At 64.8% G+C, this 26,754-nt stretch carries 28 protein-coding genes and 1 riboswitch; of the genes, 15 read left to right on the forward strand and 13 right to left on the reverse strand.

Translation table 11 applies throughout. From position 1 onward, the window contains the following. Positions 1-94 precede the first annotated feature (94 nt). The 5 genes from dxs to ABIA45_RS16945 all read left to right on the forward strand — a co-directional run bounded on the left by dxs (position 95) and on the right by ABIA45_RS16945 (position 5,970). A complete protein-coding gene (dxs, locus tag ABIA45_RS16925) occupies positions 95-2,023 on the forward strand; it encodes a 1-deoxy-D-xylulose-5-phosphate synthase (RefSeq protein WP_271542469.1) in 1,929 nt (642 codons plus the stop codon). A 217-nt stretch (positions 2,024-2,240) separates the two neighbouring features. After that, the gene (locus ABIA45_RS16930; protein ID WP_404652887.1) at positions 2,241-2,795 is read left to right on the forward strand and encodes a nucleoside 2-deoxyribosyltransferase; all 555 of its coding nucleotides are present in this window, start codon (positions 2,241-2,243) and stop codon (positions 2,793-2,795) included. A 27-nt stretch (positions 2,796-2,822) separates the two neighbouring features. Then, positions 2,823-3,557: a TlyA family RNA methyltransferase gene (locus ABIA45_RS16935; RefSeq protein ID WP_271542473.1), complete on the forward strand. Its 735-nt coding sequence runs from the start codon at positions 2,823-2,825 to the stop codon at positions 3,555-3,557. Continuing rightward, complete coding sequence (locus ABIA45_RS16940) at positions 3,550-4,797, forward strand: class I SAM-dependent RNA methyltransferase (RefSeq protein ID WP_404652888.1); 1,248 nt, start codon at positions 3,550-3,552, stop codon at positions 4,795-4,797. The genes ABIA45_RS16935 and ABIA45_RS16940 overlap by 8 nt, the downstream gene beginning before the upstream one ends. 93 nt (positions 4,798-4,890) lie before the next feature. Then, positions 4,891-5,970 carry an Acg family FMN-binding oxidoreductase gene (locus ABIA45_RS16945; RefSeq protein ID WP_404652890.1) on the forward strand — a complete coding sequence of 360 codons (1,080 nt, stop codon included), beginning with the start codon at positions 4,891-4,893 and terminating at the stop codon, positions 5,968-5,970. Here the strand turns inward: ABIA45_RS16945 and ABIA45_RS16950 are convergent. After that, entirely contained in the window at positions 5,967-6,566 is a 600-nt protein-coding gene (locus ABIA45_RS16950) for a hypothetical protein (protein WP_404652891.1), read from the reverse strand. The two genes, ABIA45_RS16945 and ABIA45_RS16950, sit on opposite strands and share 4 nt — an antisense overlap. Before the next feature lie 111 nt (positions 6,567-6,677). Between ABIA45_RS16950 and ABIA45_RS16955 the strand changes: the two genes are divergently transcribed. Continuing rightward, positions 6,678-7,517 carry a nucleotidyltransferase domain-containing protein gene (locus tag ABIA45_RS16955; protein ID WP_404652892.1) on the forward strand — a complete coding sequence of 280 codons (840 nt, stop codon included), beginning with the start codon at positions 6,678-6,680 and terminating at the stop codon, positions 7,515-7,517. A gap of 4 nt (positions 7,518-7,521) precedes the next feature. Here ABIA45_RS16955 and ABIA45_RS16960 read toward each other — a convergent pair whose 3' ends face one another. Both ABIA45_RS16960 and ABIA45_RS16965 read right to left on the reverse strand, forming a co-directional pair. Next, positions 7,522-8,157 carry a hypothetical protein gene (locus ABIA45_RS16960; RefSeq protein WP_193760406.1) on the reverse strand — a complete coding sequence of 212 codons (636 nt, stop codon included), beginning with the start codon at positions 8,155-8,157 and terminating at the stop codon, positions 7,522-7,524. Between the two features lie 195 nt (positions 8,158-8,352). Beyond that, a complete protein-coding gene (locus tag ABIA45_RS16965; RefSeq protein WP_404652895.1) occupies positions 8,353-9,216 on the reverse strand; it encodes a DUF1194 domain-containing protein in 864 nt (287 codons plus the stop codon). A 219-nt stretch (positions 9,217-9,435) separates the two neighbouring features. After that, positions 9,436-9,512, forward strand: a riboswitch (Fluoride riboswitch). 118 nt (positions 9,513-9,630) lie between these two features. On the opposite strand from ABIA45_RS16965, the gene ABIA45_RS16970 reads away from it, so the two are divergent. The 3 genes from ABIA45_RS16970 to clpS all read left to right on the forward strand — a co-directional run bounded on the left by ABIA45_RS16970 (position 9,631) and on the right by clpS (position 11,692). Further along, positions 9,631-10,833 (forward strand): MFS transporter, encoded by a 1,203-nt coding sequence (locus ABIA45_RS16970; protein ID WP_271542483.1) that lies wholly within the window; start codon positions 9,631-9,633, stop codon positions 10,831-10,833. A gap of 28 nt (positions 10,834-10,861) precedes the next feature. Beyond that, positions 10,862-11,245: a fluoride efflux transporter CrcB gene (gene crcB / locus ABIA45_RS16975; protein ID WP_271542485.1), complete on the forward strand. Its 384-nt coding sequence runs from the start codon at positions 10,862-10,864 to the stop codon at positions 11,243-11,245. Between the two features lie 141 nt (positions 11,246-11,386). Continuing rightward, positions 11,387-11,692, forward strand: a complete 306-nt coding sequence (gene clpS / locus ABIA45_RS16980; RefSeq protein ID WP_036004073.1) for an ATP-dependent Clp protease adapter ClpS — start codon at positions 11,387-11,389, stop codon at positions 11,690-11,692. A gap of 53 nt (positions 11,693-11,745) precedes the next feature. Here clpS and ABIA45_RS16985 read toward each other — a convergent pair whose 3' ends face one another. The 5 genes from ABIA45_RS16985 to fabI form a co-directional block, all read right to left on the reverse strand. Next, entirely contained in the window at positions 11,746-12,144 is a 399-nt protein-coding gene (locus tag ABIA45_RS16985; RefSeq protein WP_271542488.1) for a hypothetical protein, read from the reverse strand. Between the two features lie 40 nt (positions 12,145-12,184). Continuing rightward, positions 12,185-13,375 carry an adenylate/guanylate cyclase domain-containing protein gene (locus ABIA45_RS16990; protein ID WP_404652898.1) on the reverse strand — a complete coding sequence of 397 codons (1,191 nt, stop codon included), beginning with the start codon at positions 13,373-13,375 and terminating at the stop codon, positions 12,185-12,187. A 62-nt stretch (positions 13,376-13,437) separates the two neighbouring features. Beyond that, a complete protein-coding gene (gene aroC / locus ABIA45_RS16995) occupies positions 13,438-14,526 on the reverse strand; it encodes a chorismate synthase (protein WP_404652900.1) in 1,089 nt (362 codons plus the stop codon). Between the two features lie 205 nt (positions 14,527-14,731). Next, entirely contained in the window at positions 14,732-15,331 is a 600-nt protein-coding gene (locus ABIA45_RS17000) for a histidine phosphatase family protein (protein WP_271542494.1), read from the reverse strand. 12 nt (positions 15,332-15,343) lie between these two features. Further along, positions 15,344-16,159 (reverse strand): enoyl-ACP reductase FabI, encoded by an 816-nt coding sequence (fabI, locus tag ABIA45_RS17005; RefSeq protein WP_018648668.1) that lies wholly within the window; start codon positions 16,157-16,159, stop codon positions 15,344-15,346. Between the two features lie 170 nt (positions 16,160-16,329). On the opposite strand from fabI, the gene ABIA45_RS17010 reads away from it, so the two are divergent. After that, positions 16,330-16,818, forward strand: coding sequence for an RNA polymerase sigma factor (locus ABIA45_RS17010; protein WP_157284797.1), 489 nt, complete (start codon positions 16,330-16,332; stop codon positions 16,816-16,818). Between the two features lie 106 nt (positions 16,819-16,924). Continuing rightward, the gene (locus tag ABIA45_RS17015; RefSeq protein ID WP_157284796.1) at positions 16,925-17,695 is read left to right on the forward strand and encodes an anti-sigma factor; all 771 of its coding nucleotides are present in this window, start codon (positions 16,925-16,927) and stop codon (positions 17,693-17,695) included. Between the two features lie 317 nt (positions 17,696-18,012). On the opposite strand, the gene ABIA45_RS17020 is transcribed toward ABIA45_RS17015, so the two are convergent. Both ABIA45_RS17020 and ABIA45_RS17025 read right to left on the reverse strand, forming a co-directional pair. After that, entirely contained in the window at positions 18,013-18,969 is a 957-nt protein-coding gene (locus ABIA45_RS17020) for a J domain-containing protein (protein ID WP_271542501.1), read from the reverse strand. Positions 18,970-19,135: 166 nt separating this feature from the next. After that, positions 19,136-19,543, reverse strand: coding sequence for an RT0821/Lpp0805 family surface protein (locus tag ABIA45_RS17025; protein WP_036004044.1), 408 nt, complete (start codon positions 19,541-19,543; stop codon positions 19,136-19,138). A gap of 113 nt (positions 19,544-19,656) precedes the next feature. Here ABIA45_RS17025 and pdxH point away from each other — a divergent pair, with 113 nt between their 5' ends. Together pdxH and ABIA45_RS17035 are read left to right on the forward strand one after the other, a co-directional pair. Further along, positions 19,657-20,298: a pyridoxamine 5'-phosphate oxidase gene (pdxH, locus tag ABIA45_RS17030; protein WP_271542503.1), complete on the forward strand. Its 642-nt coding sequence runs from the start codon at positions 19,657-19,659 to the stop codon at positions 20,296-20,298. Positions 20,299-20,324: 26 nt separating this feature from the next. Further along, entirely contained in the window at positions 20,325-21,077 is a 753-nt protein-coding gene (locus ABIA45_RS17035; protein WP_271542505.1) for an SDR family NAD(P)-dependent oxidoreductase, read from the forward strand. A gap of 177 nt (positions 21,078-21,254) precedes the next feature. Here ABIA45_RS17035 and ABIA45_RS17040 read toward each other — a convergent pair whose 3' ends face one another. Both ABIA45_RS17040 and ABIA45_RS17045 read right to left on the reverse strand, forming a co-directional pair. Then, a complete protein-coding gene (locus ABIA45_RS17040) occupies positions 21,255-21,473 on the reverse strand; it encodes a hypothetical protein (RefSeq protein WP_271542507.1) in 219 nt (72 codons plus the stop codon). Positions 21,474-21,678: 205 nt separating this feature from the next. Beyond that, positions 21,679-22,656: a magnesium transporter CorA family protein gene (locus ABIA45_RS17045; RefSeq protein ID WP_404652904.1), complete on the reverse strand. Its 978-nt coding sequence runs from the start codon at positions 22,654-22,656 to the stop codon at positions 21,679-21,681. A gap of 339 nt (positions 22,657-22,995) precedes the next feature. Here ABIA45_RS17045 and ABIA45_RS17050 point away from each other — a divergent pair, with 339 nt between their 5' ends. Further along, entirely contained in the window at positions 22,996-23,676 is a 681-nt protein-coding gene (locus tag ABIA45_RS17050) for a L,D-transpeptidase (RefSeq protein ID WP_157284789.1), read from the forward strand. 36 nt (positions 23,677-23,712) lie between these two features. Here the strand turns inward: ABIA45_RS17050 and ABIA45_RS17055 are convergent, their stop codons facing one another. Further along, positions 23,713-24,795, reverse strand: coding sequence for an extensin family protein (locus tag ABIA45_RS17055; protein WP_404652906.1), 1,083 nt, complete (start codon positions 24,793-24,795; stop codon positions 23,713-23,715). A 65-nt stretch (positions 24,796-24,860) separates the two neighbouring features. Here ABIA45_RS17055 and ABIA45_RS17060 point away from each other — a divergent pair, with 65 nt between their 5' ends. Further along, the gene (locus ABIA45_RS17060; RefSeq protein WP_271542512.1) at positions 24,861-26,489 is read left to right on the forward strand and encodes a fatty-acid--CoA ligase; all 1,629 of its coding nucleotides are present in this window, start codon (positions 24,861-24,863) and stop codon (positions 26,487-26,489) included. The last annotated feature ends 265 nt before the right edge of the window (positions 26,490-26,754 follow it).

The following is a 26,754-nucleotide window of genomic DNA, read 5'->3' on the forward strand; positions in this document are numbered from 1 at the left end:
GCTCCGACGGTTATAGGACTCGCGCTGCGCCGATATTGTGCAAACCCATCGCGCACCGGAATGACCTTCCGGTGCTGACAAATTGGAAATCGCCGTGAACGCATACAGTAAGACGCCGCTTCTCGACACCATCCGGACGCCGGAAGATCTGCGCAAGCTCAAGGTCGAGCAGATTCGCCAGGTTGCCGACGAGCTGCGGCAGGAGACCATCGATGCCGTCTCGGTGACCGGCGGTCACTTCGGCGCGGGCCTCGGCGTGGTCGAGCTCACCACCGCGATCCATTACGTCTTCGATACGCCGCGCGACCGGCTGATCTGGGATGTCGGCCACCAAGCCTATCCGCACAAGATCCTCACCGGCCGGCGCGACCGCATCCGCACGCTGCGCACCGGCGGCGGCCTGTCCGGCTTCACCAAGCGCAGCGAGAGCGACTACGATCCGTTCGGCGCGGCGCATTCCTCGACCTCGATCTCCGCCGGCCTCGGCATGGCCGTGGCGCGCGACCTCTCCGGCGGCAAGAACAACGTTATCGCCGTGATCGGTGACGGCGCGATGTCGGCCGGCATGGCCTATGAAGCCATGAACAATGCCGGTGCGATGAACTCGCGCCTGATCGTCATTCTCAACGACAACGACATGTCGATCGCGCCGCCGGTCGGCGCCATGAGCGCCTATCTGTCGCGCCTCTACTCCGGCAAGACCTATCGCACGCTGCGCGATGCAGCCAAGCAGATCAACAAGCGCCTGCCCAAGATCCTCGCCAACCGCGCCAATCGCGTCGAGGAATATTCCCGCGGCTTCATGATGGACGGCGGCACGCTGTTCGAGGAGCTCGGCTTCTACTATGTCGGCCCGATCGACGGCCACAACCTCGACCATCTGCTGCCCGTGCTGAAGAACGTCCGCGACATGGAGACCGGCCCGATCCTGGTCCACGTCGTGACGCAGAAGGGCAAGGGCTACGGCCCCGCGGAAGCCTCCGCCGACAAGTACCACGCCGTCGTCAAGTTCGACGTCGCGACCGGCACGCAAGCCAAGGCCAAGCCGAACGCGCCGGCCTATCAGAACGTGTTCGGCCAGAGCCTCGTCAAGGAAGCGCAGAAGGACGACAAGATCGTCGCCATCACCGCGGCGATGCCCTCGGGCACCGGCGTCGACATCTTCAACAAGGCCTTCCCCGACCGCACCTTCGACGTCGGCATCGCCGAGCAGCACGCGGTGACCTTTGCCGCGGGCCTTGCGACCGAAGGCTACAAGCCGTTCTGCGCGATCTACTCGACTTTCCTGCAGCGCGGCTACGACCAGATCGTCCACGACGTCGCGATCCAGAGCCTGCCCGTCCGCTTCGCCATCGATCGCGCCGGCCTCGTCGGCGCCGACGGTGCGACCCATGCCGGCTCGTTCGACAACGCCTATCTCGGCTGCCTGCCCAACATGGTGATCATGGCGGCGGCGGACGAAGCCGAGCTGGTGCACATGGTGGCGACCCAGGTCGCGATCGACGACCGTCCGAGCTCGCTGCGCTATCCGCGCGGCGAAGGCCGCGGTATCGAGATGCCCGAGGTCGGCATTCCGCTCGAGATCGGCAAGGGCCGCATGATCCGCCAGGGCAGCAAGATCGCCCTGCTCTCCTTCGGCACGCGCCTCGCCGAATGCGAGAAGGCCGCCGACGAGCTCGCCGCCCACGGCCTGTCGACCACGATCGCCGATGCGCGCTTCATGAAGCCTCTGGATACCGAGCTGGTGCTCAAGCTCGCGCGCGATCATGAGATCCTGATCACGATCGAGGAAGGCTCGATCGGCGGCTTCGGCTCGCATGTCGCGCAGTACCTGACCGACCAGGGCGTGCTCGACAGCGGCATGGTCAAGTTCCGCTCGATGGTGCTGCCCGACGTGTTCCAGGACCACGACACCCCGGCCGCGATGTACGCCCGCGCCGGCCTCGACGCCAAGGGCATCGTCGCCAAGGTGTTCGAGGCGCTCGGCAAGGACGTGAAAACCGAGACGGTCAAGCTGGCTTGATTGTCGCGGCAGACGCTGAACCCCACCTCTCCCGTAGGGAGAGGTCGGATTGCTCCTGGCGATGCGAAGCGTCGTCCAGTGCAATCCGGCTGAGGGGCTCAGGTCCCACGTGAGAGCGTAACCCCTCACCTGCGCCTTCGGCGCGACCTCTCCCCTTGGAGAGGTTTTGCACCGCCGACGTCGCGGCAACTCCGATGCCTTCTCAATCGGTCGCGCGATGAAAATCTATCTGGCAGGCCCCGACGTGTTCCTGCCGGATGCGGTCGAGATCGGCCGGCGCAAGGTCGAAATCTGCGCCGCGCACGGACTTACCGGCCTTTATCCCCTCGACAATGCGATCGACCTCACCGCGCGTGACGCCTCGCGGCAAATCTTTTGCGGCAACGAGGCGATGATGGACGATGCCGACGCGATCATCGCCAACCTCACCCCGTTCCGGGGCGCCGGCGCCGATCCCGGCACCGTCTACGAGCTCGGCTACATGGCCGGCCGCCGCAAATTCTGCCTGGCTTATTCCAACGACGGCGCCGTCTATGCCGACCGCCTCAGTCGCTTCATGGACGTCGTGTCCGAGGATGGTCGGCTGGTCGATGCACAGGGGCTGGCGGTCGAAGATTTCGGCCTCGTCGACAACCTCATGATGATCCATGCGCTGGAGCTGCACGGCTGCCCGCTGGTGACACCGGCCACTATGCCGATCGACGTCTGGCACGATCTCACCGCGTTCGAGACTTGCGTCCGGATGGCGGCCGCGCGATTGATCGCTACATAAGCTTTTTAGTCGTCCGTCGGAGATCCGATGCCCCCTGCCCGCAAGCGCGCGGATGTATTGCTGGTCGAGCGCGGCCTGTTCGAGAGCCGGGCGCGAGCTCGCGCGGCCATCGAAGCCGGCCTCGTCACGGCCGACGACAAGCAGGTCGCAAAGCCGTCGGAGACGATCGCCGAGGATGCGGTGATCCAGGCCGAGCCGGCGCACCCTTACGTCTCCCGCGGCGGCGTCAAGCTCGCCGGGGCGCTGGAGCGGTACCCGATCGAGATCGAGGACCATGTCTGCCTTGACGTCGGCGCCTCCACCGGCGGCTTCACCGAGGTGCTGCTGGCGAACGGCGCGAGCCTGGTGTTCGCCATCGATGTCGGCACAAGCCAGCTGCATCCCTCGCTGCGCGATCATCCGAAGATCGTATCGATGGAGGAGACCGACATCCGCAGCTATGAGGGCAAGCGCCTGCCGGCGCGCCCCGATGTCGTCGTCATCGACGTCAGCTTCATCTCGCTGAAATCAGTGCTGCCGGTGGCGCTGTCGCTGGCGGCCGCGCCGATGAGCCTGCTGGCGCTGATCAAGCCGCAATTCGAGGCTGACAGGAAGCACAACAAGAAGGGCATCATCCGCGATGCCGCCATACACCGGGAGATCTGCGACGACATCGCGGCCTTTGCGGCGTCGCTCGGCTGCACCGAGATCGACATATTTCCCTCGCCGATCACGGGCGGCGACGGCAATATCGAATTCTTCCTGGGCGCGCGCCGTGGTTGAGCGCATCACGATCGATCATGTCGGCCATCGCGGCGACGGCGTCTGCCTCGACGCCGGCGAAGCAATCTATGTGCCCTATACGCTCGGCGGCGAGACCGTCGAGGTCGATCACGTCGCAGGCCATCATCCCGACCGGCGCAAGCTGCTGGCGGTGGAGGTCGCAAGCCCGGAACGCGTCGAGCCATTCTGCCCGCATTTCGGCGTGTGTGGCGGCTGCGCCATCCAGCATTGGGCGACCGAGCCGTATCGAGCCTGGAAGCGCAATATCGTGATCGAAACGCTGGCGCAGGCCGGCATCGATTGCGAGGTGGCGCCGCTGGTCGACGCCCACGGCGCCGGGCGCCGACGCATCACGCTGCACGGCCGGTTCGGCACACACGATATCCTCAAGGTCGGCTTCTCGGCTGCGAGCTCTCACGACGTCATCCCGATCCATCGTTGTCCGATCCTCGATCCCGCGCTCGAGGGCGCACTCGATGCCGCCTGGGCGCTCGCCGAGCCGCTGACGTCCAAGATGCCGGTGACCAAGCCATTGGATATCCAGGTCACCGCGACCGCCAATGGCCTCGATGTCGACGTGCGCGGCTCCGGCCCGCTGCCGACGGCGCTGGTCACCGCGCTGTCGCGCGTCGCCGAGCAGCACCGCCTGGCGCGGCTGACCCGGCATGGCGAGCTGGTGCTGCAACGCCTGCCGCCGACGGTGAGGATGGGCCGCGCCGAGGTGACGCTGCCGCCGGGCTCGTTCCTGCAGGCGACGGTGGCAGGCGAGGAGACGCTCGCGGCACTCGTCACGGACCGCATCGGCAAGGCCAAGGAGGTGCTCGACCTCTTCTGCGGCGTCGGTCCGTTTGCGCTCAGGCTCGCGGAGAAGGCGCGCGTCACCGCCTATGACAGTGACGCCGGCGCCATCGCGGCGCTGGCCAAAGCTGCGCGCACACCTAGCCTGAAGCCGATCAAGTGCGAACCGCGCGACCTGTTCCGCCGCCCGCTGGTGCCGCAGGAGCTGCGGGACTTCGACGCCGTGGTGTTCGACCCGCCGCGCCAGGGCGCGCAGGCGCAGGCGCTGAAGCTTGCGGCGAGCAAGGTGCCGGTCGTCATCGCGGTGTCCTGCAACGCCGCGACCTTTGCCCGCGACGCGCGGCTCTTGATCGACGGCGGCTATCGGCTGGAGTCCGTGGTGCCGGTCGACCAGTTCCGCCACACGCCGCATGTCGAGCTGGTGGCGCGGTTCGCGCGGTAGGCTGCAAAGCCGGCAACCTTGATACTGGTCAATCGCTCCGCCCTCGGCCGGGGCTAACAATGCCTTCGCGCAATCGAAGCGGAGCGGACAGGGGTGGCCAACCGGCGACAATTCATCACGGCCGCGCTCGGGCTTTCTGCGGCGGCGATCGGCGGCCCTTCTGCCGCGCTGGCGGCGATGACCTATGACGAAGCCGTCAGCTCGTCACGGGCTCCGCTGCGAGCCACACCGAGGGATCGCGAGCTCGTTCGCTTTGCGACGCTTGCGGCCAACAGCCACAACACTCAGCCGTGGATCTTCTCCGTCCGCGGCAATGTCATCACGATTGCGCCTGATGTCGCGCGGCGCTGCCCGGCCGTCGATCCCGACGATCATCATCTCTTCGTCAGTCTCGGCTGTGCCGCCGAAAACCTCATCCTCGCCGCGGCCACGCTGGGCTGGCGCGCCGATCCGGTCGTCGACGGCGATCGCATCGTGATCACGCTCGACGAGGCCGCTCCTGCCGCTTCGGCCCTCACTGAAGCAATTCCCGTCAGGCAATGCACCCGCGCGACCTTCGCCGGCAAGCCTGCCGCGCCCGAGATCCTGCGCCAGCTCGAAAACGCCTGCCGCGAGCCTGGCGTCGCGGCGATCCTGATCACCGAGCGGGCGAGAATGGCTGAGGTCGCCGACTATGTGCTCGACGGCAATTCGGCGCAGATGCGCGACCAGGCGTTCATGCGCGAGCTCGCCAGCTGGATCCGCTTCAACGAGGCCGAGGCGGTCGCGACGATGGACGGATTGTTCGCGCCCGCATCGGGAAATCCAGCGTTGCCGTCCTGGATGGCACGGCCGCTTCTGAAGCTGTTCTTCACCGAGAGCGGAGAAAACAAGAAATACCGCGAGCAGCTCGGCAGCTCCGCCGGTGTCGTGGTGCTTGCTGCCGATCGCAGCGACACCTCGCACTGGATCGCGGTCGGCCGCGCCTGCCAGCGCTTCGGCTTGCAGGCGACCGCGCTGGGACTGAAATATTCCTTCGTCAACCAGCCGGTCGAGGTCGCAGCCCTGAGGCAGCAATTCGCGACCCGGCTCGGTCTCGGCGAACGGCGCCCCGACATCGTGATGCGCTTCGGCACCGGCCCGATCCTGCCGAAATCGCTGCGGCGTCCGCCGGAGCTGGTGATGCGATCCTAGCGCCGCAGGCCGCTCAGCGCCGGCGATTCGCCGGGCAGCATGTTCGATCTGATATCGCTGTCCATGCGCCCCGAATCCTGCTGGCTGTAGCCGACGCCGAACGACAGGCTGAGATTTGAGGTCGGCTTGAATTCGACACCCGCAAACCCGCCATAGCCGGGCCCGGCGCCGGGGGTGAGCGGCGCCAATGAGCTGCCGATGCCGTTGCCGTATTTCAGCGTGTCGAAGCCGGCAAAGAAAGTGACGGGCATGCCGCCCGCGGTCTTCATCTGATAGCCGAACTGCGTGCTGTCATAAGAGAGCGCGCTGAAATTGCCGAGCGAGCCCGCCTGGTTGAAGCCGTTCAATCCGAGATTGCCGCGTTCGCGACCGACGAAGAACCCGTTTGCAGAGCTCGTGCGCCAATCGGCCTCTCCGGCGTTGAAGCCCGCAAAGTTGCCATAGGTGTCGGAGCTCAGGCCGGCAGCGCCCCCAAGGCCGAAAGGCCCGCCGGGAATCCAGTATCGCAGCGGCGCCACTTGGGCATGAACCGGCGCTCCGCCGAGGCAGAGCAATGCGAGAGCTGCAAGAGAGCATGAGCGTGCAAGGTCGAACATTCCAGCTACCGTCTAAAACCCTGCAAAACTATACTCCGCGACCATCATCAATGCCAGCGGAGCGACTGCACCGGCCCTCGCGGCCGCAGGTCTTTCGGGGAACCGCACCTGATGCCTCACGATCCGCTGCTCACCCGCCTGACATCCGTTCTTGCCGATGTACCCGGCGTTCAAGCTGTCGTGCTCGGCGGGTCTCGCGCGCGAGGCCGCGCGCACGCGGCCTCGGACTACGACATCGGACTCTATTTCAAGTCAGCGCTCGGCACCGAACGGTTGCTGGCCGCCGCGCGGGCGATCGCGGACGATCCCGCCGCCACGACGGTGACGCCCGTCGGAGAATGGGGCCCGTGGATCGTTGGCGGCGCCTGGCTTTCGGTGGGAGGCCGCAAGGTCGACCTGCTCTACCGCGACGCCGACGCGGTCGAGGCCGTCATGGAATCCTGCCGCGCCGGCGTGGTTACCATGGACTACCAACCCGGCCATCCGCACGGCTTCTGCTCGACCATCTGGATGGGCGAGATCGCATATTGTCAGCCGCTGCACGATCCGAGCGGCGTGATCGCCCGGCTCAAATCGATCGCACTTCCCTATCCGGAGGATCTGCGCAGCGCCCTGATCCGGCGCTTCCAATGGGAGGTCCTGTTCAGCATCGAGAATGCCGAGCTCGCGGCGGCACGCAACGAGCGGACCCATGTCGCGGGATGCCTCTACAGGTCGCTCGCCTGCATTGCGCAGGTGCTGTTCGCAGTGAACGAGCGCTATCTGATCAACGAGAAGGGGGCGCTACAGGAGGCAGCCGGCCTGCCGCTGACGATTCCGCACCTGGTGGAGCAGGCCGACGAAATCTGGCGACTCGTCGCTGATGGCGGTTTCGCGCAGGCCTGCGCAATGCTGCGGCAGGTCGACCGAGAATTGAAGGCGCTGGCTCACCCCGGCGGAACAGCGCCGTAAAGTGTTATGCCGTCCTATCGACCGACGACGACGAATCCGCCGGCGGATATTTCGTCACCGGCACCATGAAGGATTTGGTGCCCACCTGGTAGATGATCTTGCCGTTCTGCCCGTCGTCGCTTGCGATCTGCGTCTGTCCGAACATGATGACGTTCTTGTAGACGAAGCCGGTGCCCTTGCGGGTGACGCCGTCGGTGGTGACGCTGACCTCGGCCTCCTTGCCATTGACCGACAGCACCTTGAAGCTCGCGCTCTTGCCGTTCTCGCTGGAATAGCCGCCCCAGCTTCCCATCAGGCGGTTGTCGGACGCGGGCGGGTCCTGCTTTTGCAGATTGGCGGTCTGCTTGCCAACGCCCCCGAACGAGAACAGCATCACCATGTTCTTGCCGTCCTTGGTGCCGACCGTGACGCCGCCGAAGGTGATGAGCGTGCCCTTAACCTCGGCAAACCCGCGCTCGGTGCGCCCGTTGTTGGTGTACTCGACCTGCGCCCGGGCCCCGCGGATGTTGACGACCTTGAAGCCGACGGGCTGGTTGTTGCCCACCCAATTGCCCTTCCAGTCACCGAGCAGAGCGCTCTGGCGATACAGCCGCTCGTTGGCGGGCGAAATCTGGCTGGTGCTCGATGTGACGATGGCCATTGGATTGCTCGGACGGGCCTGACAAACCCGCTTTCGCTGGTTTGGGCAGGTCAGGATGCCGGCGGGAACGAACAGTAACGATGCGATTAGGGCCACGCAGCCGTTAACGAGCCGTTAAGCGCGCGCATGGTTCGGGCGGGCAAAAGGTCTCAGCCGGAACTGGTGGGCGTGATGCCGCCGGAAAAAACCGCCCCCTCACCGTCCCCAGCGGTCGGACCAGATCTTCTCGCCGATGAGGCAATTGACGCGCGGCTCCTTGTCGGCAACGCGCATCACCGGGCGCTCCGGCGTGCGGCCGGCGATTTCCATCAGCAGCTTGGTGCGGATCGCTTCCTTGAACTTGTCGCGCTCCTTGATCGTGATGACGAAGGACCCCGGCCCTCCGATGACGCAGTCCTCGTAATAAAGATCGAGATTGTCGATATCCATGGTCGAATAGGACGGCTCCTTGACCATGATCGGCAGGCCGTTGATGACGATGCCTTTCTCCAGCGCAGCGTCACGCGCCATCGTGACCGGGCCACCATTGTTGTTCGGACCGTCGCCGGAAATGTCGATGACACGGCGCAGGCCGCGATAGGGATCCTCGTCGAACAGCGGCATCGCGAAGTTGATCGCGCCTGATATCGAGGTGCGCGAAGCGCGCCGGATCGGCGTCTTCATGATCTCGGCGGCAACCGCGTCCGCCGTCTCCGGACCATCGATCAGCCGCCAGGGAATGATGATCTTCTGGTCGCTGGAGGCGGCCCACTCGAAATAGGTCACTGCGATGCGGCCGTTCGGGCCGAGCTTCAGCGCCTGCAGGAACTCCTTCGACTGGATCGCCTGCGCATAGCCCTCGCGCTGGATCGCGAGCTCGTCCATGTCCATCGAGTAGGACACGTCGACCGCGAGGATCAGCTCGACATCGACGCTCTGCGCGTCCTTGTCGGCCGCAAGCCGCTGCGGTTGAGCTCTGGGCGATTCGAATTTGGGTCCTGGTGCCGCGATGCCCGCGACATCCCCTCCGGCAAGCATGCCGGCCACCAGCACAGCCCCGATCGAGAACAGCAAACGCATCGCAGTCTCCCGTCGTATGACGCGATGGTGACATGCAATCGGCTTGCCGCAAAGGCCGAAGATCGCTTGTGCTTCACATTCGAGTTAGGAATTCACACGTTGTGCGAGTCTGCCGCCATGTTCCCGGGTTCGATGCTGCGCATTTCCGGAATGACAGCTGACGGCGGAGGCCCGCGCCCCCCGCCCACTTGTCCGGCACGATTTCCATGCTAGGTTGGTCGCACAGATGGGGATGGAGTCCCCCGACAACCGCCCGGCGGTCGATGACCTCATGGGCTGATGACTCCTGCTCGAGGAGAGGCAATCTTGGGCCTCTGCCTTTGGCGGGAGCATGGACGTACCCGCCGATGGCGGGTTTTTTGTTGCCTGCTGGCGGCCGGCAGGCGAATGCGAGGGGACCACGAAGACGTGACGATGACGACACCGAATGCCGTACGGACCACGCTGCCCAGAGGGATCTGGGTGCTCGGCTTCGTCTCGATGTTCATGGACATCTCCTCCGAGATGATCCACGCGCTGCTGCCGGTCTATCTCGTCACCGTGCTCGGCGCCTCCACCCTCACCGTCGGCTTCATCGAGGGTGTTGCTGAGGCGACCGCCTCGATCACCAAGATCTTCTCCGGTGCGCTGTCGGACTGGCTCGGCCGCCGCAAGCTGCTCGCCGCGCTCGGCTATGGGCTGGCCGCCTTCACCAAGCCGCTGTTCCCGCTCGCGCCCAGCGTCGGATGGCTGGTGGCGGCGCGCTTCATCGATCGCGTCGGCAAGGGCATTCGCGGCGCGCCGCGCGATGCGCTGATCGCCGATATCGCCCCCGTCGGCCTGCGCGGCGCGAGTTTTGGCCTGCGGCAATCGCTCGACACAATCGGCGCCTTCGTCGGGCCGCTCGTGGCAATCGGCCTGATGTGGTGGACGGCAGACAATTTTACCCTCGTGTTCTGGGTGGCGGTGCTGCCGGCCTTCCTGTCCTTCGGGCTGATCGCGTTCGCGGTGAAGGAGCCGGATCCCGATCCGAGCCGGAAACGTGCCGAAAATCCGCTCAATCTCGCCGCAATGCGCCAGCTCGGAGCGGTCTATTGGCGCGTCGTCGCCGTGGGCGTCGTGTTCACGCTCGCGCGCTTCAGCGAGGCTTTCCTAATCTTGCGCGCACAGAACATCGGGCTCGACGTGATGTGGGTGCCGGCTGTACTGGTGCTGATGAACGTCGCCTATGCACTGTCGGCCTATCCGGCCGGCGTGCTGTCGGACCGGATCAACCGGACCGGCCTGCTCGCGTTCGGCCTGGTCTTCCTCGCCGCGGCCGACCTCGCGCTGGCGCTGCTCCCGAGCCTTGCGGGCCTCGCGCTCGGAGTCGTGCTGTGGGGACTCCATATGGGACTGACGCAGGGCCTGCTCTCGGCCATGGTCGCCGATGCCGCCCCGCCAAGCCTGCGCGGCACCGCCTTCGGCTATTTCAACCTGTTCACCGGGCTTGCCTTGCTGGCTGCGAGCGTGATCGCGGGTGCGCTGTGGGACGCCTATGGACCGGCGGGAACGTTTCTTGCCGGGCTTGGATTCGCGCTGGTTTCGCTGGTGGGGCTGCTCGCCGTCGGCAAGGGTCTGGCCACGGAGGGCAAGTGAAGCAAATGGCGAAGTGGGGACCGAGACATTGAACATTCAATACATTCTCGCTGTCGCCGGCGGCGGAGCGCTCGGCGCGGTCATACGCTATCTCGTTGCGATCGGGTCGGGCCGCGCGTTCGGTACGGATTTTCCGTGGGGCACGCTGATCGTCAACGTCACCGGATCGTTCCTGATCGGCATTTTCACCGCGCTGTTCGCGACCAAATGGAACCTGCCGCAGGCCGCGCGGATGTTTCTGACGGTCGGGATTTGTGGCGGATACACGACGTTCTCGACGTTCTCGCTGGATGCCTGGTTTCTGATCGAGCGCGGCCAGACATGGGCATCCGCCGCCTACATGATTGCGTCGGTCGTGCTGTCGGTGGGCGCTCTGATCGCCGCATTACAGCTCGTTCGCGCGCTTCCGTAACTCGAGCAGGCGCAAGTCGTGCATTCCTGCCCAGCCGCGACGGCATAGTGGCGAGCGGCCGCGTATCTTGGAGCGCTGCCCGCTCCTGCGGTATGATGCGTTGGCTGGTGGCTCATCCGAGCCAGAGCGTTTCGGGACACGATGAACGATACCGTCACCAAACCGAAAACCAGGACCAGGACCAAGGTCGAGCGGCCGAAGCTCCACAAGGTCATCCTGATCAACGACGACTACACGCCGCGTGAATTCGTCACCATGGTGCTGAAAGCCGAATTCCGCATGACCGAGGATCAGGCCTATAAGGTGATGATCACCGCGCACAAGCTGGGCGCCTGCGTGGTGGCCGTATTCACCAAGGACGTCGCCGAAACCAAGGCAACGCGCGCCACCGACGCCGGCCGTGCCAAGGGCTATCCGCTGCTGTTCACGACAGAGCCGGAGGAGTGAGGCATACAGCCTAGAAGTGCGGTCAAGGCGCGCCAAGATGATCTGGCCGCGTGCTACTTCAATTTGGCAAAGACCTTGCTGAACTCCGGAAGCTGCAGCCTTCGCTTCTCCTCCTGCCATTCAGCTTCATTGAAAGGGCCACTCACGGATACCTGCACCAAAACGTCCCGCTCATTCGCCTCTCGTGCGATATAGTAGAACTCCGTGACCGAACGGTTCGGTTGCTCTCCCCGCTTGCGCGGGTGGCGAGCGAACACGATGTACCGGGCATTCGCGCCGGCCTGAAACACCGTAGGCCCCGGCAGACCATCGCCTACACAATCTGCATCGGTGCCGATGGATCGGCAAAGCATCATATCTTCATCGACGTCGAGGGCGACGAGACGATAAGGCCCATCAACCGCTTCGTCTTGAACGAACCCGCAGCCAGTCAGGCACAGGGAGAGCGCCAAGGATGCCCATGGTCTCACATGCGAGAGCACGGATCGACTTTCACGCCATCACCACCGACGTCTCATCCGCCAGCCCGTACACACGCTGCGCCTTGGAGAATCCCGCGATCGGAAACTCGCCGAGCTGGTGCCAATCATGGCGGCAGACATTGGCAAAACCTTCCGAGGCGACGACGGTCCGCCCCAGGCGCCCCGTGATCTTCTCCAGCCTTGCGGCGAGATTGACCGCCGGGCCGATGCAGGTGAAGTCGAGGCGGTTGCCGCCGCCGATATTGCCGTAAAGGATGTTGCCGACATGCAGCGCGACGCCAAAGCGGAAGCGCTCGACGACGTCGCCGACCGGAAAGGCGAGCGCCTCGACGCTGGCGCGGGATTCGCGCGCCGCCTCCAGCACGTGCGCGCAGACATGGGCGGCATCGCCGACATATTCGTCGATCGGGAACACGGCGAGCAGGCCGTCGCCCATGAACTTCAGCACCTCGCCGCCATGGTTTCGGATCGCCGTGACCTGGCAGTCGAAATAATGATTGAGGATCTGGACAACCGTCTCGGGCGGCAGCCGGTCCGACAGCGCGGTGAAGCCGCGCAGGTCCGACAACCAGATCGCGGCCTGCATGGTGTCGTGGTGGCCGCGGCGGATCTGGCCGCCGAGAACGCGCGCGCCGGCGCGGTTGCCGACATAGGTGTCGAGCAGCATCTCGGCGGTGCGCCGCTGGCTGATGATCTCGCTGATGCGCGCGAGCGGCGTCACGAGGGAGCGAATCGTCGCGATGTCGTCGTCGCTGAAGCCGCCGGACTGCTTCGTAATCCAGCTCGTCGCGTGAATGGAGCCGTCGAGAAAAGGCACCGGCACCGCGACATAGTCGGTCGCGCCTTCGGCGCGCATGTCCTCAAGGAACGGAAATCGCTTGCTGTCGGGATCGCTTGCGCGGCCCCTGACCTCGATCCCCTGCTCGAACACGACGCGCAGCGGGCTGCGGGCGAATTCGGGCGTGTCCAGGATCTCGAAATCGACGCTGCCGACTTCGACTCCCTGGCCCTGCTGCCAGATGAAGTTGCGGCCGAAAACTTCGGGATGCAGCGTACGGATGAAGATGCCGAACCGCCACAGCGGCAGGCCGGCCGCGACCAGACGTTCGCAGAAATCGGCAATCCCTACGGCCGGCTCCTGAGCCGCCCAAGTGCCGTCAATCAGCCAGTTGGAGATGCGCTGAAGCTCGGAGCTGTTCATGGCCGCATTTGCGGACGAAGTTGTGGAGCCGTCAAGCTGCGCGGTGGACTAGTACCGCAAGTTCAGCGTCCCACCTGCCCGCGATCGCGCAGGAAGTGATCGGCCAGCACGCAGGCCATCATGGCCTCGCCGACGGGGACGGCGCGGATGCCGACGCAGGGGTCGTGGCGGCCCTTGGTGAATATCTCGGTCTCGGTACCTTGCCGATCGACGGTGAGACGCGGCTGCAGGATCGACGAGGTCGGCTTCACCGCGAAACGCACCACCACGGGCTGTCCGGTGGAGATGCCGCCCAGCACGCCGCCGGCGTGGTTGGAGAGGAAGCGCGTGCCGTCATTGCCGGAACGCATCTCGTCGGCGTTCTCCTCACCAGTCAGTTCTGCCGCACCAAAACCGGCGCCGATCTCGACGCCCTTCACGGCGTTGATGGTCATCATCGCGCCCGCCAGATCGGAATCGAGCTTGGCGTAGATCGGCGCACCAAGACCTGCCGGCACGCCTTCGGCGACGACCTCGATCACGGCACCGATCGAGGAGCCGCTCTTGCGGATGCCGTCGAGATAGGTCTCGAAGAACGCGGCCTTGTCCTTGTCCGGGCAGAAGAACGAATTGTTGGCGACCTCGTCCCAGTCCCACTTGTCGCGGTCGATCTTGTGCGGGCCGATCTGCACCAGGGCGCCCCGCACCTTGACGTCGGGCAGCACTTTCCGGGCGATGGCGCCGGCCGCAACGCGCATCGCGGTCTCGCGCGCCGAGGAGCGCCCGCCGCCGCGATAGTCGCGCAGGCCGTATTTCGCCTCATAGGTGAAGTCGGCGTGACCGGGACGAAACTTGTCCTTGATCTCGGAATAGTCCTTCGAGCGCTGGTCGGTGTTCTCGATCAGAAGGCCGATCGGCGTGCCCGTCGTCACCTGAACGCCAGTCTCGGGATGGGCCATCACGCCAGACAGGATCTTCACCTGGTCCGGCTCCTGGCGCTGGGTGGTGAAGCGCGACTGGCCGGGACGGCGGCGGTCGAGATCCCGCTGGATGTCGGCCTCGGTGAGCGGGATCATCGGCGGGCAGCCGTCGACCACGCAGCCGATCGCCACCCCATGGCTCTCGCCGAAGGTGGTGACGCGGAACATGTGGCCGAAGGTATTGAAGGACATCCCGAACTGCCGCGTAACGTTGACTTGCAACGTTTATGATGAATGTCACCGTGACCTAACGCGATCTGAAGGGGCGGTCAAATGCCTGCCACAGCGTCATGGCCGGGCTTGTCCCGGCCATCCACGTTCTTGCGCACACCAAAACCGAAAAAGTCCGTGGATGCCCGGGACAAGCCCGGGCATGACGGTAGGGATGGGGCGGCCCCTAACTACACTTCTCCAACCGCCCGTCGCGGAACACGTAGACGGCGCCCTGCTCGATATAGAGATCGGCGGCGCTTGCCGGTGTCTCCAGCCCCAGGGACACCATCAGGGCCCGGCAGGTCCCGCCATGGGCCACCGCGACGGTGTCGGTCAGGAGTTGGTCGTACCAAGCGCGCACGCGGACCTGCACGTCGGCGTAGGTCTCCCCACCCGCAGGCCCCACGGTCCATTTGTCGGCGAGACGCCTGGCATAGATGTCCGGATCCCTCGCCTCGCTCTCGGCTAGCGTCAGCCCCTCCCAGGTGCCGTAGCCGATCTCGCGCAGACGATCATCGAGCGCGTAATCGGCAGGCGGCAATTCGAGCTTGCCGCGCGCGAGCTCCATGGTCTGGCGCGCACGGCCGAGCGGGCTCGACACGTAAGCCAGCGCGGCCTTGTCGTGCCCGTCGCGCTTGAACAGGTCGGCGAGAATGCCGCCAGCCTGCACGGCCTGGCTGAGGCCGCGCGCGTTCAGCGGAATGTCCCTGGTGCCCTGAAGCCTGCCGAGCGCATTCCACTCGGTCTCGCCGTGGCGAAGATAGTAGATCGTAGGCTTGGGCATTTCAGTTAGAGGCTAGTCCTTCCCGCCAAGCGAGATATCAGGCGCATCCGGCCGCTTCATGCCGAGCACGTGATAGCCGGAATCGACGTGGTGCACCTCGCCGGTGACGCCGCGCGAGAGGTCGGAGAGGAAATACAGCGCGCTGCCGCCGACGTCTTCGGTGGAGACGTTGCGCCGCATCGGCGCGTTGGTCTCGTTCCACTTCAGGATATAGCGGAAGTCGCCGATGCCGGACGCCGCCAGCGTCTTGATGGGACCTGCCGAGATCGCGTTGACGCGAATGTTCTTCTCGCCGAGATCGGCAGCGAGATAGCGCACGCTGGCTTCCAGCGCCGCCTTGGCCACGCCCATGACGTTGTAGTGCGGCATCCACTTCTCGGCGCCGTAATAGGAGAGCGTGATCAGCGAGCCGCCATCCGTCATCAGCTTCTCGGCGCGCTGCGCCACCGCCGTGAACGAATAGCAGGAGATCAGCATCGACTTCGAAAAATTCTCCTGCGTGGTGTCGACGTAGCGGCCGTCGAGCTGCTCGCCATAGGCGATCGCATGCACCAGGAAGTCGATCTTGCCCCATTTCTCCTTCAGCACAGCGAAGACGGCATCGATGGTCGCGGCATCGGTGACGTCGCAATGGCCGAGCACGAGGCCGCCGATCTCGGCGGCGAGCGGCTCGACGCGCTTCTTCAGCGCATCGCCCTGATAGGTGAAGGCGAGCTCGGCGCCCGCGGCGTGGCATGCCTTGGCGATGCCCCAGGCGATCGAGCGGTTGTTGGCGACGCCGAGGATGACCCCGCGCTTTCCTTGCATCAGACCCGAATTCTGCGCCATTTTTTGCACGTCCCGTCGAACTCTCGTTGAGGTCTGGAGGTACACCAGCCCTCCCCCGCGGTACAGCCCTAATCCGCATTAACGCTGTTTCGAGTGCCGGAATAGCCGTTCCGCTTGGGTGTTATGATCGCTATAGGCGCGCGCCTAACGCCAGGGATGTCAGGACCGCAATGAGTGCGTTTCGCCAGAGTGTGGAAGCCATGATCCCGGCGTTGCGCCGCTACGCCCGCGCGCTCACACGCGATGCCGATGCGGCCGACGATCTGGTCCAGGATACGTTGGTACGCGCGCTGCGTTCGGAGCGGCTGTTTCTCGGAGGCGACGTCAGGAGCTGGCTCTATACGATCCTGACCAACCTCAACAAAAACCGACGGCGCTCGCTGGCAAGGCGGCCGCAATTCATGCCGCTGACGGATAACAACCCCGATGCAAGCGGGACCGAGGCCGAAGGACGCGACATCGAGAAGGCGCTGACCACCCTCGTCGAGGAGCAACGTTCGGTGCTGCTGCTGGTGATGCTGGAAGGCATGAGCTACCGCGAGGTTGCCGACATCCAGGGCGTGCCGATCGGCACCGTGATGTCGCGCCTGGCGCGCGCAAGAGCCCACGTCAAAGCCTCGCTGGAGGGCGAGCGTACGGCGCTCAGGCGGGTGAAATGATGGCCGGGTCGATGCATCGAACGATCTCCGCCCGCAGCCGGATAGTGAGCTGCGCGAAGCTAACTCGCAGAAGACATTTTGGGCCGCAGAGCCAGAGACGACCGATATGAACGACCGCAACATCCCAGTGACCGAGGACGAACTGCACGCCTATGTCGACGGCGAGCTGCCGGCCGAGCGACGCGCCGACGTCGAGGCCTTTCTTGCCGCCCACCCCGAGGACGCCGAGCGGGTGCAGTCCTGGCGGACCATGGCCGAGATGCTGCACGCGCGTTACGATTCGATTGCCCATGAACGGGTGCCCGCACGGCTCGAGCTCGAGAGGCTGGAGCGCCGCCCGCGGCAATGGTTTTATGGCGCCGCCGCGGCCGTGCTGGTCGCCTTCGTCGCCGGCGGCACCGCCGGCTGGGTGGCGCATGGCGCCGCCAACGCACCCTCGACCTTCCGGAGCTTTACGGCGGACGCACTCGATGCCCACCGCCTCTATGTCGTCGAGGTCCGCCACCCCGTTGAGGTCGGCGGCAACGAGCGCGATCACTTGCAGGCCTGGCTGACCCGGCGCTGCGGCTGGACCGTGTTCGCGCCGAACCTGGAGGCGAGCGGGCTGAAGCTGGTCGGCGGCCGGCTTCTGCCGGGACCGAACGGCCCGGCGTCGTTCCTGATGTACGAGGGCGCTTCGGGCGAGCGGTACACGATCTACAGCGCCAAGACCGAGAATGGTGCGACGCAAATGCGCTACGCCAAGACGGACAAGGACGGCGCGTTGTTCTGGTCCGAGCGCGGCGTCGGCTACGTCGTCAGCGGCAGCAGCGATCGCGAGCGGCTGACCAAGGTGGCGCAGGCCGTCTACGACCAAGCAGAGAAAAATGGCACCTAGACAACCGCACAAGCGCTGTGCCTAGATTCCGTCATCGAAAATTTGGAATCAGGACATCGACGCGTCTCATTATCGCACCGGGTGTTCACGCGATTATGAGTGGCGTTCGATCCGCCGATCGACGCGGGCGGCCTCGATTGGGGTTTTTGGTACCGCGCTGGTCCCCCTCTCGAGGCCGCACCTTTTTATCGGCTGCCCCGCCGGACAGCCGACACGTCGAAACCATGAAGCGCTACCACGCCTCAGGCGTATGATGGGCATCATCTCCAGGACGATGCCGTGGTCCTTTAGGAGAACCCCTTCAGTTCGCTCTCGCCCTAACCGACACCGCTACGTGGATTGTAGGGGTGTTGGTCCCGCCACTTCTCCATCAATGCTTCAAGCTCGGCGTCGTTCCCGTCCGGTAGCATAATCCTGATGATGACGAAGAGATCCCCGATTCCGCCGGCTTTCGGAAGGCCCTTGCCCTTGAGGCGGAAGGTCCGACCGCTGGAGGTGTTCTTGGGGACCGAGAGCTCCACGGCATTGCCGAGGGTCGGCACGCGGACCTTGCCGCCGAGCACCGCCTCGTAGAGCGTGACCGGCAGGTCGATCCTGAGGTCTGCGCCTTCGACCTTGAAGAACGGGTGCGGTGCAATGTTGATGGTGATCAGGAGATCGCCGGGCGGATGGCCCTGCGCACTTTCTCCCTGCCCCCGCAGCCTGATCTGCTGGCCCTCGGTGACCCCGGCCGGAATCTTGACGTTGAGCTCCTTGCCCGTCGGCAGCCGGACACGCTTCTCGCCGCCCTTGACCGCCTCTTCCAGCGAGACGCTCATAGCGACGTTGACGTCGAGATCGAGCCCGATGCCGCCAGTGTCGAACTCGAACTGGGCGCCGGCTCCGGGCCGCGCGCCGCGCATCCCGCCGCCGAACATGCTGTTGAGGATGTCCTCGAACGCGCCGCCGCCCGGGCCGCCCGCACCGCCGCTTCGGAACGTATAGCTTTCGAATCCGCCAGGGCCCGCGCGGCCGCGAGGACCGCCGCCGCCCGGAAAACCCTGGAAGCGCGGCTTGCCCTCGGCGTCGATCTCGCCGCGGTCAAACTGCTTGCGCTTGTCCTCGTCGCCGAGGATCTCGTTGGCCGAGTTGATCTCGGCGAAGCGTTCGGCAGCCTTCGGATCACCCTTGTTGCTGTCAGGATGGTGCTTCTTGGCCAGCTTGCGATAGGCGCTCTTGATCGCGGCAGCGCTGGCGCTCCGCGGCACCCCCAAGACCTCATAGGGGTCGCGCATTCGTCACGTCTCCTTCAAGAAATCGAATTGTTCAAAGGGCTCCCCGCCCCACCTGCGGGTGATGTGGGAAGAGAGTGGCATTTTTGCAACTAGGAACGCGAGCTGAAGCTCTATCTTTGGAGCATGGTCTGATCGGAAAACCGGTTCCCACGTTTCCGGATCATGCTCAGCTCCGCCACGGCTTTAGCGTATGAATCTCCCAACGGCCACGGCCGCTTTGGCAGCCGGCGCCCTGGAGCCAGCTTTCGGTATTGCCGTTGACGTAGCTCGCCAGGAAGTCGCGGCATTTGCGCCCGTCCTCGGCGGCGTAGGACTGGGCGATGGGCGTCACCGAGCCGCGCGCCCCGGTCTCCGGATTCTCCCAATGCTGGCTGGAATCCTTGTCGCCCTTGCTGAGGACGTCGGAGGCGGCATTGCGGGTGAAGGCGAGATCGGTCTCGGTCGGGGGAGCGTCCTTCGCCGGCCGCGCGATCGAGCCGGTGAGGTCGCTGTCCTCGGCCTTGGCATAGGCGCTGCCGTCGTTGCGGGAAAAGCTGCAGCCGCCGGCACCAAGCCCGATCAGAATCATCGTCATGACGAAGCCGGACGGCCGGATCGCCGATAGGCCAACGCGTCCCCATGCCCTATATAGGGCGGTAGCGGACAACAACGCGTTTTGGGCCGCGGGACGCAACTCGGACTCCGGACATGACCGACACGACCTCGATGAAACACCAGACACCCTTAACATCCGGTGATTTCACCGCCGCCGACGAGCCATTTGCGTTGTTCGAGGCCTGGCTGAACGAAGCGGTCAAGAGCGAGCCGAACGATCCGAACGCCATGGCGCTCGCAACGGTCGATCCCGACGGGCTGCCTGATGTGCGCATGGTGCTGATGAAGGGCTTCGATACCGAGGGTTTCGTCTTCTACAGCCATATCGCCAGCCAGAAGGGCCGCGAACTCGCCGCAAATCCTAAGGCAGCGTTACTTTTTCACTGGAAGTCGCTGCGCCGTCAGGTCCGCATCCGCGGCAACGTGACGCCGGTGACCGACGCCGAGGCCGACGCTTATTTCGCGACCCGACCGAAGCAGGCCCAGATCGGCGCCTGGGCGAGCAAGCAATCGCAAGAGCTGGAGAGCCGCTTCGCGTTCGAGCAGGCCATCGCCAAGGTCGCGGCCAAATACGTCATCGGCGAAGTGCCGCGGCCGCCGGGCTGGAGTGGCTGGCGCATCACGCCGTTGCGGATCGAGTTCTGGCACGACCGCCCGTTCCGCCTGCACGACCGCATCGAATTTCGCCGTGACGCCGCGGGCCAACCGTGGTCCAAGACGCGAATGTATCCGTAAGCTTTGGGCCGACCTGAAAGATGTCCATGCCGCATTCGTCCAATGCGCCGCGCCGTACGCTGCTCCTGACCGGAGCCAGCCGCGGCATCGGCCACGCCACCGTGATCCGTTTCTCCTCGGCCGGCTGGCGCGTCATCACCTGCTCGCGGCACCCTTTCCCCGAGGACTGCCCCTGGGACGCCGGGCCGGAGGACCACATCCAGGTCGACCTCGGCGATCCCCAGGACACCGCGCGCGCGATCTCGGAGATCCGCAACCGGCTCGAGGGCGGCATGCTGCATGCCCTGGTCAACAACGCCGCGATCTCGCCAAAGGGCCCGGGCGGCTCCCGGCTCGGCTCGGTCGACACCGACCTCGAGACCTGGACGCACGTCTTCCACGTCAACTTCTTCGCGCCGATCATGATGGCGCGCGGGCTGATCGAGGAATTGAAGGCGGCAAAGGGCTCGGTGGTGAACGTCACCTCGATCGCGGGCTCGCGCGTGCACCCCTTCGCCGGCGCCGCCTATGCCACCTCGAAGGCCGCATTGGCTTCGCTGACACGCGAAATGGCCTCGGACTTCGGCCGCGTCGGCGTGCGCGTCAACGCGATCGCGCCGGGCGAGATCGACACCTCGATCCTGTCGCCGGGCACCGACAAAATCGTGGAGCAGCAGATCCCGATGCACCGCCTCGGCACGCCCGACGAAGTGGCAAAGATCATCTACGTGCTGTGCACGGACACCAGCTCCTACGTCAACGGCGCCGAGATCCACATCAACGGCGGCCAGCACGTGTAGACGGGCACTGTCATTGCGAGCGAAAGCGAAGCAATCCAGACTGCCTCCGCAGAGACAGTCCGGATTGCTTCGTCGCTTCGCTCCTCGCAATGACGGAAGTGGAAATGGCCGCTCAGGGAAGCAAGGCGATCCAGACAACGCCGCCGCAAGGCCTGGATCGCCCTTACCTTCCGTTCCTCAATCGAGTCGAATCCGACGTGACCGCTTGCGCGGCCGCGGAGCGGCCGTGCTGAATGCAGTCGAGCAGTCGTCGTCGTTCTCACCATCGAGCAGCGGAGCACCACAGTGCCGGCACATGCGTGCCGACATCGACGGCGCCTTGCCGCTCGTCATCGCCTGACGGTAGTTCGCCAGATCGATGACGTTGCGGGGCGACGTTATGTGTTTCTCAACCATGGCTGTTCCTCGCGGCTACGCCCTGCTTATCGCAGACAAGTTTCGCGCAAACGTTCAGCCCACCGCTCAAATTTTACCGGAGGAATTGCGGCATGACACACGCGTCACCGCGTCGCCGCAATCCCGATCGATTCTGCGACACGATTCATCGTGTCTATGCGAGCGGCGTAAGGTCTCGGTAGGTATCTTTGCTCGCGCACGATTCCTACAGCCACTTCTTCCACTTGAAGATCCAGTACGGGACGATGGCCGCGATCAGCATCATCACCAGCGCCATCGGGTAGCCGTGCACCCATTCGAGTTCCGGCATCACCTTGAAGTTCATGCCGTAGATCGAGGCGATCAGGGTCGGCGGCATCAGGACAACGGCCATGACCGAAAACAGCTTGATGATGTTGTTCTGCTCGAGATTGACGACGCCGAGCATGGCGTCGAGCACGAAGGTGATCTTGCTGGAGAGATAGGAGGCGTGATCGGTCAGCGAGGCGACGTCGCGCTGCATGGTCTTGAGCTGCTCGCGCATGTCCTTCGACCACTTCACGCCCTCGACCACGGCGGACAGGAACGTCACGACGCGGCCGATCGACACCAGGCTCTCGCGAACCTTCGAGGTCAAATCGCCCTTGCGGCCGATCGAGATCAGGATCTGGGAATATCGCTTGGCGTGGCCGTGGCGCTCGCTCTCCGGCTCGAAGATCTCGTGCGAGACCTGGTCGATCTCGGCGCCGCAGCGCTCCAGAATGTCGGCGCAGCGGTCGATCACGGCGTCCAGGAGCTCCATCAGCACCATCTCGCCGGTGATCGAGGGCGTGCAGAAGCGGGCGAGCTTGGCCTCGACCAGCGCAAAGGGCTTGGGCAGGTCGTAGCGGACCGTCACCAGGCGGTGATCGCCGAGGATGAAGGTCACCGCCGTGGTTCGTGGCATGTCGGTATCGGAGTGGCACATCAGCGTCGCGGTCATGTAGCGCGCGCCGTTCTCCATATAGAGGCGACTGGAGATCTCGATCTCCTGCATGTCTTCCCGGGTCGGGATGGCGATGCCCGCCAGCCGCTCGACCGCCTTGTCCTCGGCAGCCGAGGGGTTGACGAGGTCGATCCAGACTGCGTTCTCCGGCAGCGCTGTGAGATCCTCGACAACCGCCTTCTTGAGGGAGGTCTCGGAGGGAACGAACACCGAAAACATCAAAAGCTCCAGAGATCCTGCGACAGAACGACAGCCCTTAGCGCGATTCTGACAGGTTCACGATGACAACAACATTAACGGAGCGTTTAGATCCGCGGCGGCCCCAAGGCTTAACTGTGGCGCCGGAGGAACAGTCTGGCGCGTCTTACCAAAAAAACCCGCACGACACCCCCAAATTTGCGGCAGAAAAGCCACAGCTGCGGTCTTACAGCCCTGGAAAACGGCTTCAGCGCTGGAATTGTGGCAGATTTCAACCATAATGGGCTTAACGGAGTCGAGGAACTTGAGCGCTACGCTCAGGTCCCTTCCGCACGGTATTGTTTTGATTGGAACCAAACCATGTCGTCGCTGAGAATTATTTTTGGGATTTTGGCCGCTGGCCTGCTGCTGTCGGGCTGCATGCAGGCCACCACGCGCTACGAGGCGACGGACACCAAGGCGTTCAAGCCTAAGGATAAAGAGCTCCTTGCCAAGGTGAAATACGAGAATACCGCGGTCGCAGAACCGTTCCGCCGCGCCATTGTCGAATTCCACCGCAAGGAAGCGCCGGGCTCGATCGTGGTCGATTCCGACAACCATTACCTCTATTACGTGCTGGAGGGCGGCAAGGCGATCCGCTACGGCATCACCGTCGGCGAAGAAGCTATGGCCTGGTCGGGCATCGCCAAGGTGGCCAGCAAGACCGAGTGGCCGGCCTGGCACCCCACCCCCGGCGAAATCTCGCGCTTGGGCGTGCCGACCTATGTCGCACCCGGACCGGACAATCCGATGGGCTCCCGCGCCCTGTACCTTCATTCTGGGGGCAAGGACACGCTGTTCCGCATCCACGGCACCAACCAGCCGGAATATATCGGCGCCTCGATCTCGTCAGGCTGCATCCGCCTGACCAACGAGGACGCGATCGATCTCTATGATCGCGTCAAGCTCGGCACCCTCGTCGTGGTGCTCGAGCCCAAGCACGGCGATTCGCCCTACAAGCCGCGCCTCGCGCTCCAGGGCGGTTCCAGCTCACCCTACTAAGCAGGCCATGCCCGAGGCTTTTCAAAGGCGCCGGTTTCACCGGCGCTTTTTTGTTGCCGGCTGGTGTGATCTGGCTTTGTTGCCATCCGCCGCCGGCTTGTTGGCAGGCGCAGGAGGCGTCTCCGCCCCACCGTCGTCGGCGCCCTCCTTTGCCTCGGGCTTGGCCGCGACCTCGCGCGGCGGTGCCTCCTCGGGACGTTCCGCCGGCAGCAGCGGTGCGACCTGAGGCAGCGGATCCCAGACGTTCCACTGGCAAATCCGGTAATCGTTGCGCCGTTGCACGAGATCGAGATGGATGTGGTCCTCGTGGTACCAGTCCGAACCCGGGCCGAGCACGGTGGAAAAGCGAGTGCAGACCGAGTGCAGCACGCGCTCGCGCACCTCGCGCGAGGTGGTGCGGTCGGTCAGGCCGATCGACTGCCCATTGGCGAGCTTGACGGCGCGGATGTCGATGGCATTGGCCTTGCCGTGCTCGGACAGCATCGCGCCGGCCACGCGGTTGCGGCCGCGGCACTCGAAGCTGTCGAAATTGTCTAGCTCGCTGACGGAGGAGCCGAGGCTGGTGGCCAGCGGCGCCATGTCCTTGCGCACCCAATCGGCAAGCGCGGACGCCATGGTGCAGCGGAGGATCGCCGCCGGCTTGACCGTCACCTTGCGCTTGTCCGGCAGCACGATGGCCTCCAGCCGCACCAGATCCTCGCCGCCGCAGGCGCCGGGGCCGCGGATATCCGGAATGGACGGCGCGATCGCGATCTCCTCGGTCAGCGCCAGCCGGCAGGCCGAGGCCTGCTTCTCGGGCGGCGGCGCGGCCTCGGCGGGCTTGTCCGCGCTTGGCTTGTCGGGGGACGGCTTGCCGTCTGCCTGCGCCGCCCGCTCATCCGACGCTTTGGGGGCCTCCTCGGGACGCGGCTTCGGCAGCGGAATCCTCGCGGCGCGAACGGTTGCGCGGGGCTTCGGTGCTCCAAGGTTGAAGATATCGAGCGGCGCAGGATATTTCCGCGCCTCTGCCCTTTCGGCGAGCAGCAATAGCCCCGCCGCAGCGGTAACCATTGCCGCCCCGGCGGACATATAGCCGCGACAAGACCATTTGCGACGAAAGTCCGGCAGGCTAAAACTCATGGCAATTCTTTGGCCCAACGCTGAGAGCGATAACGCGCCCAGCGACTTCTCGGAGGAACGTCGGAATGCTTGGTTTGATGCAAGATTGGCCCCTGCTCTGCCACCGGATCATCGAACACGCCGCCAGGATTCATGGCAAGCAGGAGGTGGTCACACGCTCGGTCGAGGGACCGATCCATCGCACCAACTACGCCGAGATCCACAAGCGCGCGCTCAAGGTCTCGCAGATGCTGGAGCGCGACGGCATCAAGCTCGGCGATCGTGTCGCAACGATCGCCTGGAACACCTGGCGCCATCTGGAGGTCTGGTACGGCATCATGGGGATCGGCGCCATCTGCCATACCGTCAATCCGCGCCTTTTCCCCGAACAGATCGCCTGGATCATCAATCATGCGCAGGATCGCGTCGTAATGACCGATCTCACGTTCATTCCGATCCTGGAGAAGATCGCGGACAAGCTGCCCAGCGTGGAGCGCTACATCGTGCTCACCGACAAGGCTCACATGCCGGAGACCACGCTGAAGAACGCGGTCGCCTACGAGGACTGGATTGCGCAGGCCGACGGCAAATTCAAATGGAAGGACTTTGACGAGAACACGGCGGCGGCGATGTGCTACACCTCCGGCACGACCGGCGATCCCAAGGGTGTGCTGTATTCGCATCGCTCCAACGTGCTGCACGCGCTGATGGCCAACAACGTCGACGCGCTCGGCACCAGTGCGTCCGAGACAATGCTGCCGGTCGTTCCGCTGTTCCATGCCAACAGCTGGGGCATCGCCTTCTCCGCGCCCTCGCAGGGCACCAAGCTGGTGATGCCGGGCGCCAAGCTCGACGGCGCCTCGGTCTACGAACTGCTCTCGACCGAGAAGGTGACGCACACCGCCGGCGTGCCGACGGTGTGGCTGATGCTGCTCCAGCACATGACCGCCAACAATCTCAAACTGCCGGATCTGAAGATGGTGATCTGCGGCGGCTCGGCAATGCCGCGCTCGATGATCAAGGCCTTCCTCGACATGGGCTCGAACGTCCGCCATGCCTGGGGCATGACCGAGATGAGCCCGATCGGCACCGTCGCGGCGCTGAAGCCGCCGTTCCAGAATGCGACCGGCGATGCCAGGCTCGACGTGCTGCAGATGCAGGGTTATGCGCCGTTCGCCGTGCAGATGAAGATCACCGACGATGCCGGCAAGGAACTGCCCTGGGACGGCAAGACCTTCGGCCGCCTCAAGGTCTCCGGTCCCGCCGTCGCCAAGGCCTATTACCGCGTCGACAGCAACATCCTCGACGAGGACGGCTTCTTCGACACCGGCGACGTCTCGACCATCGACGAGGACGGCTATATGCGGATCACCGACCGCTCCAAGGACGTGATCAAGTCCGGCGGCGAGTGGATCTCCTCGATCGACCTCGAAAACCTCGCGGTCGGCCACCCCGCCGTGGCGGAAGCCGCCGTGATCGGCGTTTTCCACCCGAAATGGGACGAGCGGCCGCTGCTGATCGTGCAGCTCAAGCAGGGCCAGCAGGCCACGCGCGAGGACATCCTGAAGTTCATGGAGGGCAAGATCGCCAAATGGTGGATGCCCGACGACGTCGCTTTCGTCGACGGCATTCCGCACACCGCCACCGGCAAGATCCTGAAGACGGCGCTGCGCGACCAGTTTAGGGATTACCGGTTCCCGAACGCGGCGGCGTAGGCAGTGGTGCTCACCCTCCCCTGGAGGGGTCCTGGAGGGGGAGGGTCGATCGCGCGCAGCGCGAGCGGGGTGGGGTGATCTCTCCGCTCGGGCAGTGTCGGATGTGGAGAGACCGTCACCCCACCCCGTCTCACACTTCGCTGCGCTCCATGTGAGCCGACCCTCCCCCTCCAGCGCAGGGTAAGAGGGTGATCGACCCTTGAATTTGCCCCTCGGCCGTGGTCTCAACGGCGCATTGTCGCGCCAGATCGGCCGGCATCGCCAA

This window comes from Bradyrhizobium sp. USDA 336 (assembly GCF_044908355.1).
In the GTDB taxonomy this organism is placed as follows: domain Bacteria; phylum Pseudomonadota; class Alphaproteobacteria; order Rhizobiales; family Xanthobacteraceae; genus Bradyrhizobium; species Bradyrhizobium yuanmingense.